This window comes from Arthrobacter sp. AZCC_0090 (assembly GCF_014207375.1).
In the GTDB taxonomy this organism is placed as follows: Bacteria; Actinomycetota; Actinomycetes; order Actinomycetales; family Micrococcaceae; genus Arthrobacter.
In genome coordinates this window covers 20481-33872 of sequence record NZ_JACHEE010000001.1, presented here as the reverse complement: position 1 = coordinate 33872, position 13392 = coordinate 20481, and the positions used below count along the sequence as shown (strand labels likewise).

General features: G+C 62.4%; 13 protein-coding genes and 1 pseudogene. 7 read left to right on the top strand and 7 right to left on the bottom strand.

Annotation, left to right across the window (positions count from 1 at the left end; all coding sequences use genetic code 11):
- Window positions 1-115: 115 nt before the first annotated feature.
- The 4 genes from HNP00_RS00170 to HNP00_RS00155 all read left to right on the top strand — a co-directional run bounded on the left by HNP00_RS00170 (window position 116) and on the right by HNP00_RS00155 (window position 3522).
- Window positions 116-409 (top strand): PfkB family carbohydrate kinase, encoded by a 294-nt coding sequence (locus HNP00_RS00170; RefSeq protein WP_311770452.1) that lies wholly within the window; start codon window positions 116-118, stop codon window positions 407-409.
- A complete protein-coding gene (locus tag HNP00_RS00165; protein ID WP_184734687.1) occupies window positions 402-1940 on the top strand; it encodes a glycoside hydrolase family 32 protein in 1539 nt (512 codons plus the stop codon). Before HNP00_RS00170 ends, HNP00_RS00165 begins: the two co-directional genes overlap by 8 nt.
- A 147-nt stretch (window positions 1941-2087) precedes the next feature.
- Entirely contained in the window at window positions 2088-2237 is a 150-nt protein-coding gene (locus HNP00_RS00160; protein ID WP_184734685.1) for a hypothetical protein, read from the top strand.
- A gap of 256 nt (window positions 2238-2493) precedes the next feature.
- Window positions 2494-3522 carry an NADPH:quinone reductase gene (locus HNP00_RS00155; RefSeq protein WP_184734684.1) on the top strand — a complete coding sequence of 343 codons (1029 nt, stop codon included), beginning with the start codon at window positions 2494-2496 and terminating at the stop codon, window positions 3520-3522.
- A 204-nt stretch (window positions 3523-3726) separates the two neighbouring features.
- On the opposite strand, the pseudogene HNP00_RS00150 reads toward HNP00_RS00155, so the two are convergent.
- The 7 genes and pseudogenes from HNP00_RS00150 to HNP00_RS00120 all read right to left on the bottom strand — a co-directional run bounded on the left by HNP00_RS00150 (window position 3727) and on the right by HNP00_RS00120 (window position 10164).
- Window positions 3727-4511, bottom strand: a pseudogene (locus HNP00_RS00150) (DeoR/GlpR family DNA-binding transcription regulator).
- Window positions 4512-4786: 275 nt separating this feature from the next.
- A complete protein-coding gene (locus HNP00_RS00145) occupies window positions 4787-5536 on the bottom strand; it encodes an SDR family NAD(P)-dependent oxidoreductase (RefSeq protein ID WP_184734681.1) in 750 nt (249 codons plus the stop codon).
- Between the two features lie 198 nt (window positions 5537-5734).
- Window positions 5735-6733, bottom strand: a complete 999-nt coding sequence (locus HNP00_RS00140; RefSeq protein ID WP_184734680.1) for a Gfo/Idh/MocA family protein — start codon at window positions 6731-6733, stop codon at window positions 5735-5737.
- Complete coding sequence (locus tag HNP00_RS00135; protein ID WP_184734679.1) at window positions 6730-7632, bottom strand: sugar phosphate isomerase/epimerase; 903 nt, start codon at window positions 7630-7632, stop codon at window positions 6730-6732. The genes HNP00_RS00140 and HNP00_RS00135 overlap by 4 nt, the downstream gene beginning before the upstream one ends.
- A complete protein-coding gene (locus HNP00_RS00130; protein WP_184734677.1) occupies window positions 7633-8202 on the bottom strand; it encodes a VOC family protein in 570 nt (189 codons plus the stop codon). It lies immediately after the preceding gene.
- Entirely contained in the window at window positions 8199-9194 is a 996-nt protein-coding gene (locus HNP00_RS00125) for a LacI family DNA-binding transcriptional regulator (RefSeq protein WP_184734675.1), read from the bottom strand. Before HNP00_RS00125 ends, HNP00_RS00130 begins: the two co-directional genes overlap by 4 nt.
- A complete protein-coding gene (locus HNP00_RS00120) occupies window positions 9181-10164 on the bottom strand; it encodes a Gfo/Idh/MocA family protein (RefSeq protein ID WP_184734673.1) in 984 nt (327 codons plus the stop codon). The genes HNP00_RS00125 and HNP00_RS00120 overlap by 14 nt, the downstream gene beginning before the upstream one ends.
- Before the next feature lie 150 nt (window positions 10165-10314).
- Here HNP00_RS00120 and HNP00_RS00115 point away from each other — a divergent pair, with 150 nt between their 5' ends.
- The 3 genes from HNP00_RS00115 (at window position 10315) to HNP00_RS00105 (ending at window position 13305) form a co-directional block, all read left to right on the top strand.
- Entirely contained in the window at window positions 10315-10962 is a 648-nt protein-coding gene (locus tag HNP00_RS00115) for a bifunctional 4-hydroxy-2-oxoglutarate aldolase/2-dehydro-3-deoxy-phosphogluconate aldolase (protein WP_184734671.1), read from the top strand.
- A complete protein-coding gene (locus HNP00_RS00110) occupies window positions 10959-11507 on the top strand; it encodes an ATP-binding protein (protein ID WP_184734669.1) in 549 nt (182 codons plus the stop codon). Before HNP00_RS00115 ends, HNP00_RS00110 begins: the two co-directional genes overlap by 4 nt.
- Before the next feature lie 379 nt (window positions 11508-11886).
- Window positions 11887-13305: an MFS transporter gene (locus HNP00_RS00105; protein WP_184734667.1), complete on the top strand. Its 1419-nt coding sequence runs from the start codon at window positions 11887-11889 to the stop codon at window positions 13303-13305.
- Window positions 13306-13392 lie beyond the last annotated feature (87 nt).

Genomic DNA, 13392 nt, shown 5'->3' with positions numbered 1-13392 from the left:
ACTGAGCGTTGACGCTGGGGCTCAGAACCGGCGTGCGAGAGGCCCTCGTTCTTTGAGTCCACCGCCCAGGTCCCGCGGAGTGCCCGCTCGACCGGCCGGCTCCGGGGATCAGCCCGTGGATGCATCCTATCTGCGTTCGAATGCCGCCGAGATCGAAGTGCCGGCACCGCCAGTACTCGTCAAAGACACCGTCGGCGCAGGCGACTCCTACATGTCCTCGCTCATCGCTGGCCTCATTGAGGACCCCGAGGACGATTTCGGCTACGGCAAACTCAGCCGCCTGGGAACAGCCTCCTCGCTCGCTGCGGCCATAACCGTCGGGCGGCACGGAGCGAACCCGCCCACACGGGCAGAACTTATCCGATCGCTGGAACTGGCCCAAACTTCCCGAAAGAACTCCGATGACTAAAACGACAACGCACTTTGCCGGGGGCCCCGCCGAAGATAACGCCCCCAGCATCCGGCCGATACTTCACTACACAGCCAAGAACACGTGGCTGAACGATCCCAACGGACTCGTGTGGCACCAGGGCGTCTACCACCTCTTCTATCAAAACAACCCCTTCGACAACGTCTGGGGCAACATGTCCTGGGGACATGCCACCTCAACCGACCTTTTGCACTGGACCGAACACCCGGTTGCCATCGCCTGCGACGAGGAAGAAGACGTCTTTTCAGGCAGCATCGTGGTGGACGACGGCAATACATCGGGATTTGGCACAATGGAAAATCCGGCTTTGGTGGCCATCTACACGAGCGCCTTCAAGGAAGGCTCGGCGCACCAAGGGACACAAGCGCAGTCTCTCGCGTTCTCCACGGACGCCGGCATGACGTGGAGCAAATACGCAGGCAACCCGGTGCTTGGTCGCGGCTCGGCCCATTTTCGGGATCCCAAGGTGTTCCGCCATGAGGGACCGGCCGGTTCCTGCTGGGTTATGGTGGCGGTGGAGGCACAGCATCAGCAGGTTGTGCTGTACCGCTCGGCCAACCTCAAAGACTGGGAATACCTGAGCACCTTCGGCCCTGCAAACGCCACAGGAGGCGAATGGGAATGCCCCGACCTGTTCCCGCTCCCGGTCGACGGAGACCCGGACAACGTCAAGTGGGTCATGGTGGTAAATATCAACCCGGGTGCCGTTGCCGGCGGCTCGGGAGGGCAGTACTTCGTCGGGGACTTCGATGGGGTGCAGTTCACCGCCGACTTTGATTCACTGGTTCCAGCGGATGCCGATGGGACCACGGATCTCAGAATCTGTCTCTGGCTCGACTGGGGACGCGACTACTACGCCGCCGTCTCCTTCAGCAATGCCCCGGAGAACCGCCGCATCATGATGGGCTGGATGAACAACTGGGACTATGCCAACTCCTTGCCCACGTCTCCGTGGCGCTCCGCGATGTCCCTTGCCCGCGAGGTCGAGCTCGCGACGGTGGAGGGTTTGGTGCGCCTGATCCAGCGCCCGGCGCTGCCGTTGGACTGTGGGGAGCCGACCCGCACCATCCAGAACATGGAAATTCACAACTCACTGGTGAGACTGCCCGACGCGGTGCCCGGATCAGCCCAACTGATCGACGCCGAAATCCTGCCCGGCACGGCACGGACCGTTGCCTTCAGGCTTCTCGGCGCATCGAGCGGGAGCGCCGCAACGGTTCTCAGCTTCGACGCCATCACGAGCCGGCTCACCCTGGATCGCCGCAACTCCGGAAACACCTCCTTCCACGACAAGTTCGCATCGGCTGAGTCGGCACCCGTGAAGCTCGACGGCGGCGTGCTAAGGCTAAGGCTAATCGTCGACCAGTGCTCCGTGGAGGTCTTCGCCCAAGACGGCAGGGTCGTCCTGACGGATCTCGTGTTTCCGCTGTCCGGGAACCTGCGCACCGACGTGAGCGTAGAAGGCGGCACGGCCATTGTGCGGAAACTAGCCGTCACAGCCTTGTCCTAATGACAGCACGACACTGCAGTACCCACGTCCTGCCGAAACCCACCGGCACGACCCACGGTTGGCCTATCGACCGTCATGGAGTTTGTTGGAGGGCTTGGGCGGAGCTGCTTATCCGGCTCACGTGACGTCCTGCTTTCCCCAAAGGCAATGAAGAAGCCGAACGCTGCGGAGGAAGCTGCCAACATCGAAGCGGGCACACCGATTGAATTGCCCCGAGGATTCGTGCCCGTCGACCAGGCAACAGTACATGCACTGCGTGCCGACGATGTCGTGCAGGCCGTCCGGATTGAAGGGTGAGCACTGACTGGTCAACAGGTTCCCGCCCGATTTCCTCTTCAACCGAGTGACAGGCGGCGAGAGGATCAGGGGCACGTCCCGTCTGGGCTCCCGTTTCCAGGGAACGTCACTGGTGAGCAGCTTTCCGAGGGCACGTCATTGACGACCGCAATCTCGACGAGCTCTTGAACAGCCCATCTACACAGGAAGTTGGCCGCCGTCCTTCGGTAGGTTGGTTCGGTAAGGCCGGCACGGGTTAGACGGAATTGGAGAAGACGTGAAAGCGATTGTGTGCGAAGAGACAGGTTCGTCCTCGGTGCTGAAGCTTCAGGACAAGCCGCTGGCTGATCCCGGCCCGGGTGAGGTCCGGGTCCGCGTGGTAGTCTCCGGGGTGAACCCCACCGACTGGAAGTCCCGGGCAGGCGGCGGAGGAAGCACCCCGCTGGAAGCACCGAAGGTTCCTAACCAGGACGGCGCCGGCGTGATCGACGAAGTGGGCTCCGGAGTGAGAGGACGTAGCATCGGAGACCGCGTCTGGCTCTGGAACGTCGCCTGGGGCGGCAATGAGGGCACGGCACAGGAGTATGCGGTTGTACCGGCGGCCAAAGCAGTGGCACTACCGGATACTGAATCCTTCGACACAGGCGCGTCCATCGGCATCCCCGCCCTGACAGCGCACCGGGCGCTGACCTCGAACGAGGACGGCCCTGCCAGGCTCTCCCCCGGAGCCCTGGCAGGACGAACGGTACTGGTCACCGGCGGCGCCGGCGCAGTGGGACACGCTGCCATTCAGCTCGCAGACTGGGCCGGAGCAACCGTCATCACCACCGTCAGCGGAGACCGGAAAGCCGAACTCGCACGCCTCGCCGGAGCCCATACAGCCATCAACTACCGCACCGACGACGTCGTGACTGCCGTCCGCAAGGCAGCCCCCGGCGGAGTCGACACCATCGTTGACGTAAACGCTCCAGCCAACATCGACTCAGACGTGCAGGTGCTCAAGCCAAACGGAACCATAGCCATCTACGCGGCGAATCCCGGGGAATCAGTGACGGTTCCCATCCGTGAAAGCATGACGAAGAACGTCCGATACCAGTCCATCCTCACCTACACCGTCACGGACGAGCAGAAACAGCACGCCGTGGCCGCGGTCTCCGAGGCGCTGAAGGCCGGTGCGTTGCGCGTTGGCGAAGAACATGGCTTGCCGCTAACGCGCTTCCCGCTCGAAGATACCGCCGCGGCACACGACGCCGTGGAGCAGGGCACTATCGGGAAGGTGCTCATCGACGTCACACCGTCATCCTGACCCATGGCCTCCCGACCCACCGGCCGGGGACAACAAGGGTCCGACCAGAACGAGCGGCAGTTCAACCGAAGCCGGCGTTGCAAACCACCGACCGTGCGGCCTGCCAAGGCCAAACCGTCTGCACCAGTTGACGGAATCACCCCTATCGGCGTTTGAAAATGGGCCGGAGGAGCACCGGCCCCTGCCTTTGCTTGTTGCCGCAAGCTAAGGTAGAGCAGCTTTCCTGAGACTAGCCACGCGGACGCTAACGCCAAGTTCCCGGATGTTGTCTCGCTTGTCCGGAGGTAGTTGATCGTCAGTAACGACAGCATCCAGCCTTTCCAAAGGCGCAACGTTGAAACGGGATACTGTGCCGAACTTGATGCTGTCCGCCAGCAGGAAGCACGATGACGACGCTTTAAGGGCTGCCCGTTTTACCTCGACCTGGTCCGTGGACGGCGCAGTGACACCCCTGGACATGTTCCAAGCGCCGGTACTGAGAAAGAGCAGGTCAATATTGATGGACTTGACTGCATCCACCGCAATGCGACCGAGGCGCTGGAGGCGTCCACAGCTCCGCCGGTGTGGATGGTTTCGATGTGCGGATAGGCAAACAGGCTGGTCACCACATAGAAGTCGTTGGTCACCACGGTGAGGTGCTGGCGGCCGGCCAGGTACGGCACCACCGACTGGCAAGCGGTGCCGGCGTCGAGGTACACCACCATCCCATCCTCCACCGACTGGGCGGCAAGTTCGGCAATGAAATGTTTGCGCGGAGGCTCCGGGCGCGCCCGGAATTCCGGTTCCAGCTTCGGCTCCTGGCTGTTCAAATCCGCGAGCCGCACACCACCGTGGACCGAGGTCACGTGGCCGTGGTCCTCCAGGGCAGTGATGTCCCGGCGAACCGTCATGTGGGATACCTTCATGTAGTCCGTGAGACCGCGGATACTCAGGACGCCCTCCCGCCGCAGGAGGCGGAGGATTTCCCGGTGCCTCTGCTCGGGAATCATGGGTCGCGTTGCAGGACTCACGACGTCTCCTTCGAAGGCGTTGGCAACAGGACGCGAGGCCTATTTCTGCACAACTTTCTGCACAACGGCGCAATCCGGGACGCATACTGGCTACGAGGGCAGACCCGGAAAAGGGACGATACGCCGCAGTCGGCATTTGCTGGAATGTCTGACTTGTGCGGCACAGGGTTCACCGGCGACGCTCTCCAACTTTGGCTCTTCCGTAGCTTTCGATTGGATTCGTCTTGTCTGTGCGCGTTCTGCAGGCTCCTGGATCAGGTTCCCATGCCAAGGTGAGCTCCGCCTGCGACATCGAGAGTTACGCCAGTAATGTATCGGTTGTCCGGATCCGCCAGAAAAAGGATGGCGCGGGCGACTTCATTTGGCTCGGCGAATCGGCGCATCGGCAGTTGGGCTGCCCGCTTGGCCCGGTTGGCGGCGGCGTCCGGACCGGAGTCCTTTGCGAATTGCGCCCACATGGGAGTGTTCACCGGGCCTGGTGCGATGGCGTTGACGGAGATGCCGTTGGGACCGAGCAACTCAGCGAATGACCACATGATGTGAAGCACGGCAAGCTTGCTGGCGTTATAGGGCAGGTAGTTGCGGCGCGCTTCTTTTGCTGCCACGGACGAGAGGATCACGATCGCGCCTGCAGTACCGGACCCAAGCATCGACTGCGCCGTCTCTCGTACCATCGAGAATGTTCCGGAGGAGTTGATCCGCATGATGGATTCAAACTCTTCCGTCGTTGTCTCCATTATTTCCGGGGTGGTGCCTAGTACTCCCGCTGCATGAATGAGCACATCGATGCGCCCGTACTTCGCCGTGATGTCGCGGACGACGCCGGAGCATTGCTCTTCGGAGGTAACGTCGAGCGGGAAGAAGTCCGCCAGTGCCTGGCCTGCCTTGGGGGCGCGGTCGGCGCCTATGATGCGGGCGCCCGCGGCTGTGAGTGCGTCGATAACTGCGTCACCGATCCCGCCGCTTGATCCGGTTACCAGGACAACGTGGTCTTTGAGGCTCATTTGGTCCTGCCGTTCATGGCGCGGCTGACCCGCTTCTCCCCTGCGGTCAGTGTGACAGCTACTCGATTCATCTTCATTGATCCTTACGTAAGGTGTGTTTTCTGACGTGTCCGGTGGTTTCGGTCTTGACTGCTTCGTGGGCCACTACTTTGCGGCAAAGCCAACCACGTGGATGCTCAACCTGTTGCCTTTTGCTGCTCAGCGGCCTTGGCCGCTCGTGGCGTGGCTTGCCCATTGGCGGCCGTCTTGTTCTTCTGTGGGCAGCCCGGAGGCTGCGAGAACCCGGTCGAGCAGCCGCTGGGTGTGGACGGCCTCGCGACCCGAGGTGAGGGGCTGCGCCCTGTCGGCGACGCGGTCCAGGAAATGGTGGACGGCGGCGGAGAATCCGAGTGTGTCGGTCGCTGTGGCCCAACCGTAGGCCTCGGCGCTGAGCTCGCGTGATGTGGTGACGCCGCTGACAGTGGTCGATACTGTTTCGGGTGCACGTACCTCCACGGTCTTTCCGTCGCCGTAGGCGTCCAGTTTTTCGTTCCAGGCACCTGCGGTTCGAGCTGCCATCAGCACTCCGGTGTTGCCGGTACTGAAGCGGATGATGGCTGCGACGCCGTCTTCTTCCCAAGGGTCATCGCCGGCTGCATGCGCGGCCACGTCCACGGGTTCGCCGCCGCAGTACCAGCGGAGCAGATCAACCATGTGAATGGCGTTCTCGAACGTCGCGCGGTATTCCGAACCGGGGCGGTTCTTTTGGGCGACGCAGAAGGTAGCGCCCTTCTCACCAAATGCCTCGCGCCCTGCCACGTACACAGGTGCGTAGCGGCGGTTGAAGTCGACCATCAGGATGCGGCTGCGCTCGTCGGCGAGGTCCGCCAAACGTCCTGCCTCCTCGGTGGCCGGAGCCAGGGGCTTTTCGCAAAACACGTCGACGTCATTGTCTAGGCACAGCTGGACGGCGTGCGCGTGCTCGGACCGTGGAGTGAGGACGAAGACGGCGTCCAGGTCCTGGGAGGCCAGCATGTCCTCCACTGACCGGTATGCGGCACCGAAACCCCAGCGCCGGACCAGGTTTCCCGGATCCTTCCGCCGTGACACCAAGGCAGCCAAGTCAACATCGTCGCGCTGTACGAGTGTGGGCAATTGGGCAATGGAGGCAATATTTCCCGCGCCGATGACGCCGACGCGCAGACGCTGGGCGTTCATCGTGCCTCCTGCACTTCAGCCAGATCAGAAAGCATTCCGCGCAGGGCGGCCGCTGATTCCCGAAACCCGTCCTCCGGGCTCGGGAGATCTTGCGGGTGCCAGCGGTACTCATACTCGATGCTCAGCAGATCATCGTAGCCGTGGCGCAGCAGCGCAGCGAGAATCTCAGGCCAGGGAAGCACACCGCTCCCGATAACTCTTGACCGGACGGAACGCTCGGACGCGTTGACGCGGGCCGTTTCCGTTGCGCGGAAGGCCGCCGAGGGATCGGCGAACACGAGATCCTTGACGTGTACGTGACCGATCAGCTCGCCTTGAACATCAAAGGCCTGTTCGAATGTCTCGTCGTGGGTGAAGGTCAGGTTGGCCTGGTCGTAGAGAACACGAACAGCCGGGTGCGCAACCTCCCGAACGAGCGCCGCGGTTTCGGCCGCAGTCTGGGTCATGGTGCCGAAATGGTTCTCCACGCACAGACGCACCCCGGCCTGTCCAGCCTCAGGCGCCAGGGTCTGCAGGGCCTCCCGCAGTCTCGCCCATCGCCCGGCGTGATCGGCGTCCCCCGGATGCCAGGATCCCGCGTACACGCGCACCCGGTCGGCCCCGAGCAGATGCGCGGTCTCAATCGCGCCGCGGAATTCGTCTACTCCGCCGCGCCATTCACTCTCCTCCAGAGCGTTGATTGCCGTGGTGTAGGGCGTAAGTCCAATGATGGGCAGGCCCTCATCTTCCGCCGCCCTCAATGCCTCCATGGCGGCGCGCCTGTCCCCCTGAGGGAGACCCGAAGTGTAGCCATCCTGGTAAATGACTTCTGCGGCATCGAGACCTGCGGCTCGAAAAAGCCTGATTGCCTGGGGGACCGTATGGTTCGGAGTGCCTAGAGTGTGGCCTGCCAGTCGCATTTAAGCGTCCTTCCTGAAAGTGTCTTGAGTTGCTGCCCAGTCCGCGGGACCGACCAGCCGTGGTGGGGCTGCGACGCGGGATCGGTCGACGATCTCCATCAGCAGCCCCCAGGGGGTGATGAAGTAAGTCCAGCGGTTGCCCGCCACGCGAGGACTGTCGCCGGCGACTTCCTTGCGCTCCCCGAGCACGCGTACTCCCGGGGTTTCCTGCAGCACGGCGACCGCTTCGTCCACGTCGTCCACAACGAAGCACAGGTGGTGGCCGCCTGCGTCGCAATGCCGTGGCGGGGTTTCCCGCCGTTCTGCGCTGCTCCATTCGAAAAGCTCGATGTTCAGGTTCGGAGGCAGTCGCAGCATGGCGAGGGTGAGCCGGGCATCAGCAGGGACATCGAAGTTCGTGGGCATGAACTCGGGGTCGGGTCCGCGGTCGGAGCGGTACAACTCCTCGGCACCGAGTACCTCGACGAAGAACCTGATTGCGTCCTCGAGGTTCGGAACCGTCAGGCCGACGTGGTCGGTGTGCCGCAGCCCGGGCAGCCGTCGCAGCGTCCTGGCGTTGGCTCCGGTCATTTGCGCGGCCCTGAGGTGGAGGCGCGCACCAGAAGTTCAGGTTCCAGAACGACGTGGTCTACCGATCCGTTCAGGTTCTGCTTCTCTGCCAGCTCAATCGCGATGTTTCCCATGTCAGCAATCGGCTGCCGCACTGTGGTCAGAGGCGGGTTGAACCGGGCGCCCAATGCCAAGCCGTCAAAGCCCATGACCGATACGTCCTCCGGCACGCGGATACCGCTTTGGCCAAGGGCCGAGATCACCGCGAAGGCGACCATGTCATTGGCGGCGATAATCGCCGTCGGGGGATTCTCCATCTCAAGAAAGTGCTTTGCCGCGCGTGCCCCTGCGTCCGGATCGGAGCCGCTGTCGAGTACAAGCGGCGTGCTGCTGCCTTCCGCTGACAGCTCCAGATACGCGTCCATCCGGTCCTGCGCAGTGTGGGTCCCGGAGATACCGGAAACGTAGCCGATCGAGGTGTGCCCCAGGGAACGCAGGTGCTCTAGGGCCAGGACTATTCCGCGGCGGCTGTCAACGGTGACGGTTGGAACCGAGGAGTCGCCGTCCACGCGGTCGATCACCACCACCCGGTGGCCAAAATCGAAGCGCTTGAGGGCGTCGGTATCGACTTTCGTCGAGGGTGCGACGATTCCGAAGGGCGCGTACATGGCCTGCATCGCGGTGAAGTACCCCTCGGTCTTGGCAGGGTCTCCGTTCGTGACACACAGCAGCAGCTGGTAGCCGCGCTCATCAGCGGCCTGCGTCATGGTCTTGGCAAGTTCCGCAAAGAACGGGTTGGTGATGTCAGGCACGATCAGAGGGACGAAGGTGCTGGTCTTTCGACGCAACGCCTGGGCGAGCGGGCTCATCGTGTAGCCGAGCCCCTCGGCGATGCGGAGAATGTGCTCCCGGGTTTCGCTTTTTACCGCTTCCGGCCGGGAGAATGCCCGGGAAACCGTAGAGCGGTGGACACCGGCCGCCTTCGCGACAACGTCAATACTAAGGTCTGCCATCTTCTCTTCCTTCGTGGTCGTCATATGCCTGCCAAATCGGGCGCATCGCATCTTCAAGCTGGGCCAGTGTTGGCAGCCCTCGGAATCCGTCTTCCAGTGTCTTCGCGACACGGCGTACGAACAGATCATAGAGAGGGTCACTGTCGACGTCGATCACGGCGGACTCCGTCGCCCCGTCCAGCGTGGTGAACGTGGCAGAACCGTCTGAGTCGACAGATGCGAATCCGGCCTCGCCCGCCGACGTGAAGCTGCAGTAGCGCTTCAACCGCGAACCCGGGAATGCGTAACCCACCTCGATGATGGCTTCACGTCCGCTCGGGGTGGTAATAATGAGGCTGGCATGGTCCTCAACACCCGCACCGTGCAGAACGGAAGAGAGCCGGGAACCTACGTTCTCCGCTGACTCGTTACAGCTCTGCAGGAAAAGATCGACAAAATGCGGTGCCAGATTCGCCAAGCAACCACCACCTGCAGCAGCGGGGTCCAGCATCCAAGGATTGCCGTTATCCAGGTAGCGCGAGGGCGGCCCGGCGACGAAGGAGATTCTCTGGTATGTCGGACGACCAGCCTTGGCCAGCCAACGGTCGGTGGGGCCGCCCCGCTGAACCAACGGGACTGTCGCTGGCACACCGGCCGCTTCCGCGGCCTTCCGCACCCCGGAAAGTTCCGCAAGGGAGGTTCCGAGAGGCTTCTCTACCACGAACGGAATGCCGCGCTCGATCAGCGCAAGACATTTTTCCGCCATGCCACTGTGCGGGCCGAAGACATAGGCAAGCCCGAGATCCGGCAGATCCACCAAGTTCCGCCAGTCAGCCTCCACGGGAGCGTTCCACGCTTCCGCAAGACCCCGGACGAGCGATGCGTCCTCGTCACTGATGCCGACGACCTGGTGTTCTTCGCCGATCGCCCGCGCGCAGAGCGGGATGTGCCAGTGCGAAGCACCAAGGATGATCGTGCGTGGTCCACTCATCTGCCAGCCCCTTTGCTAAGTATGAGATCGATTGCTGAGATCGGTTGCAATAACACTATGGATGGTGGGAGAGTTTGTCAACGACACTTCAAGAGCGGCCCAGGGATGCTCCGGAATAAGGACCTGCCTTGGTCAGAAGAAAGGCCAGCAATGTACAAGAAACTTCGCACCCTCAAGACAATCGACCGGTCCGGCGCCGTCCTCATCGTGCGCCTTGGGAACGAAGACCTAGCAGAACGCGTCGCCGAAGCGGCGATCGCCGGAGGTTTTCGGGCCCTCGAAATCACGCTCTCGATCCCGGGTGCAGTGAACGTAATCAGACGACTCTCTGCCAAGCACGGGCCCAGTGGAGTAGCGGTCGGAGCGGGAACAGTTCTGGACGAGCACTCAGCCTATGAGTGCATCCGCGCCGGCGCTGACTTCCTGGTCAGTCCCCAGCTCAACCCGGCAATGATCCGTACGGCCAACCGGTACCAGGTACCGACAATCAGCGGCGCTTACACGCCGACGGAACTAGTCGAGTCTGCCGAAGCCGGCGCTGACATCCTCAAGCTCTTCCCCACGGAAGCCGGCGGCATCCCCTACGTGAAATCGGTCCTCGCCCCGCTGGCGCACCTGCCGGTCATGCCGGCAGGCGGCGTCACCCCCGGGAATGTCGCGGAATGGTTCGCCGCCGGCGTCGCCTGCGTTGGCGTCGGCAGTGCCGTGACCAAAGCATGGCAGCCCGACGGCGACCTCTCCCGTGTCACTGAGGCCGCCAGCGAGTTCCTGTCGGCAGTGGCAGAGGCCCGCCGATGACGGTCCCCAAAGTCTTCATTGTCATCGGCCCTGCAGGGTCCGGAAAGACGACCATTGCCCAGCAAACAGCAAAAGAGCATGGAGCTGCATATCTGGACAAGGACCGGATCTGTGGCCGCCTTGTCGAGTTTGCTTTGAAGGCAGCCGGACACGACCCCAGTGATCGGGAATCCAATGGGTTTTACCGGGAGAATGTTCTGCCCTTGGAGTACGAGACGCTCATGGATATAGCCGGAGCGAATCTGCGACTGGGACGATCGGTCGTACTCGATGCACCCTTCGGTGCGTACTTCGCCGTACCGGACTACCTGACGCGCGCCGCGGAAGAATTCCACTGGCCTCCCTCGGAGACCACGGTGGTACGGGTGCAGGTCCCCCAGGATACTCTCCGGGGGCGACTCATTCAGCGGGGTCTGGAGAGGGATCGCTGGAAGCTTGCGCATTGGGACGAGTACTGGGCATCGTACGGCAGCTTGGACTGCACCTGGTCCGGAGTCCGTTTCCTTGATCTCAACAATGAGAAGTCCCTGCCAGTTCAGGGATGACTCTTTACGGCCGGCTCGTGTGGATCGGTTTCCGCTTGTCCTTTGGCTACCTGCTGGCAAAAGGTTTGGACCTCCATTCGCTGAATCGAAAATGACCGTTGACAGAGCTGACTAGCCTACGTATCGTTGCTTGCAACCGATCTCAGCAACCGATCTCATTCATGAATCTGTTGCAATCGATCTCACGGGAGAGAGGCTGGATCAGCTTCTCTGCCACCTCAAGTCAGGCAGCGCCTATGCGTTGCGCCGGCACTTGGCCTTGGCAGTCGGCTGTCCCGTCGAGCCGAGTTACAGCCGGGCAAAACCCGCACACCGTTTCGGGTGTCCGGGAATATTCCAATACCCCCTCCGCAGCAAACGTGAAAATATGGAGAGTTCAATGAAGACCTCAAAAGAAGCCGTCGGCAGTCCAGACCCTTCGGAGCTAGCCGACGTGTCTGAGCATCCTCGCCGCACCGTCAACATGGTGGCAGGCACGATCGGCCACTTCGTGGAGTGGTACGACTGGTACGTCTACGGGCTGCTGGCAGCGGTGTTCTCATCACAGATATTTCCAAGCGATTCCCCGTTCGCCTCCCTGATCGCAGCACTGCTCACCTACGCGCTCGGGTTTGTTGTACGCCCGCTCAGCGGAATCATCATCTCTCCGCTGGCCGACCGATTCGGCCGAAGGCGCATCCTGACTCTATCCATCTCCGGGATGGCACTCGGTGCTCTGATCATCGGCCTCACACCTTCATTTGCGACCATCGGCTATGCAGCGCCCGTTCTCTTTCTGGTTGCGCGCATCCTCCAGGGAATCTCGGCCGGTAGTGAAGGGCAGAGCGCCATCGCATTCATGGTGGAACACGCTCCCGCGAACCGGAGGGGCCTGTTCGGTTCGTTCACCAACATGGCAAGCGGCCTGGCGACCCTCGCAGCGACCGGCGCCGCGGCAATGGTGACATCATCCTTTACTCCAGCGGACCTCGCCGCCTGGGGTTGGCGCATCCCGTTCGTCGTGGGGGGCATCCTCGGCGTCGTCGGCATTGTCTTGAGGGCCCGGGCAGAAGAGACCCCCGAGTTTGAGGCAACTGCCCTCGTCGATCAAAAGTCCGCCGCGGCCCGCCTGATGGACCTGCTTCGCGAACACCCGAAGGCGCTGCTGCAGGCAGCAGCACTGTCCGCCCCTGCAGTGGCCTACTACACCTGGGCCACTTTCCTTCCCACCTACGCCAAACTGACCACCGGCCGGGACCTGGCCTCCACCTTGGCCGGAAACGTTATCGGGCTAGCCCTGCTCGTTGTCATCGTGCCGATCTGCGGCGCGCTCTCTGATCGACTCGGCCGACGCAAAATCTTCCCAATCATCGGTGCCATCGGCATGATCGTTCTCTTTTACCCCATGCTCCTGCTGCTGAACCAGCCGGGCTTCGGCGTCTACGTTCTGGTATCGGCGTCCGGGTGGGTGGTTCTCGGTATCTGGCAAGCCGTCTACCCGACCATCCAGGCAGAACTGTTCCCCGCCTCAGTCCGTGTATCCGGCATCGGCTTCGCACACCAAATCGTGATCGCCGTCTTCGGCGGTACCGCGCCGTTGATCGCCGCCGCGTTCGTCGGCGCCGGACATCCCATGTATGTCGCGATCTACATGACAGTTGTTGTTGCCCTCTGCCTCATCGTCTACCTCACCTTGCCCGAGACCGGCAGCCGGGCAGGACGTGCCACCGTAGCTCCCGCCGACCCCGAAGTACTCGAAGGCGAGCACCTGCTCTTGAGCATTTCGTCGGCCAGCGACGAGGCGAAACGTTCCCAGTAGGCACGCTTGTCCGTAGGAAGCCGTGGCGGCTCGAATAGGCAAGAAGGGGCGCGTCTGCCCCGGGTCTCTTCGAGCCGTCTGGCTCTC

Excerpts from the sequence above, each read along its gene's own strand:
- HNP00_RS00165 (WP_184734687.1), top strand. The coding sequence starts at position 402 with ATGACTAAAACGACAACGCACTTTGCCGGGGGCCCCGCCGAAGATAAC.
- HNP00_RS00130 (WP_184734677.1), bottom strand. The coding sequence starts at position 8,202 with ATGACCGGAGCCAACGCCAGGACGCTGCGACGGCTGCCCGGGCTGCGG.
- HNP00_RS00120 (WP_184734673.1), bottom strand. The coding sequence starts at position 10,164 with ATGAGTGGACCACGCACGATCATCCTTGGTGCTTCGCACTGGCACATC.
- HNP00_RS00110 (WP_184734669.1), top strand. The coding sequence starts at position 10,959 with ATGACGGTCCCCAAAGTCTTCATTGTCATCGGCCCTGCAGGGTCCGGA.
- HNP00_RS00105 (WP_184734667.1), top strand. The coding sequence starts at position 11,887 with ATGAAGACCTCAAAAGAAGCCGTCGGCAGTCCAGACCCTTCGGAGCTA.
- HNP00_RS00135 (WP_184734679.1), bottom strand. The coding sequence starts at position 7,632 with ATGCGACTGGCAGGCCACACTCTAGGCACTCCGAACCATACGGTCCCC.
- HNP00_RS00125 (WP_184734675.1), bottom strand. The coding sequence starts at position 9,194 with ATGGCAGACCTTAGTATTGACGTTGTCGCGAAGGCGGCCGGTGTCCAC.
- HNP00_RS00115 (WP_184734671.1), top strand. The coding sequence starts at position 10,315 with ATGTACAAGAAACTTCGCACCCTCAAGACAATCGACCGGTCCGGCGCC.
- HNP00_RS00160 (WP_184734685.1), top strand. The coding sequence starts at position 2,088 with ATGAAGAAGCCGAACGCTGCGGAGGAAGCTGCCAACATCGAAGCGGGC.
- HNP00_RS00140 (WP_184734680.1), bottom strand. The coding sequence starts at position 6,733 with ATGAACGCCCAGCGTCTGCGCGTCGGCGTCATCGGCGCGGGAAATATT.
- HNP00_RS00145 (WP_184734681.1), bottom strand. The coding sequence starts at position 5,536 with ATGAGCCTCAAAGACCACGTTGTCCTGGTAACCGGATCAAGCGGCGGG.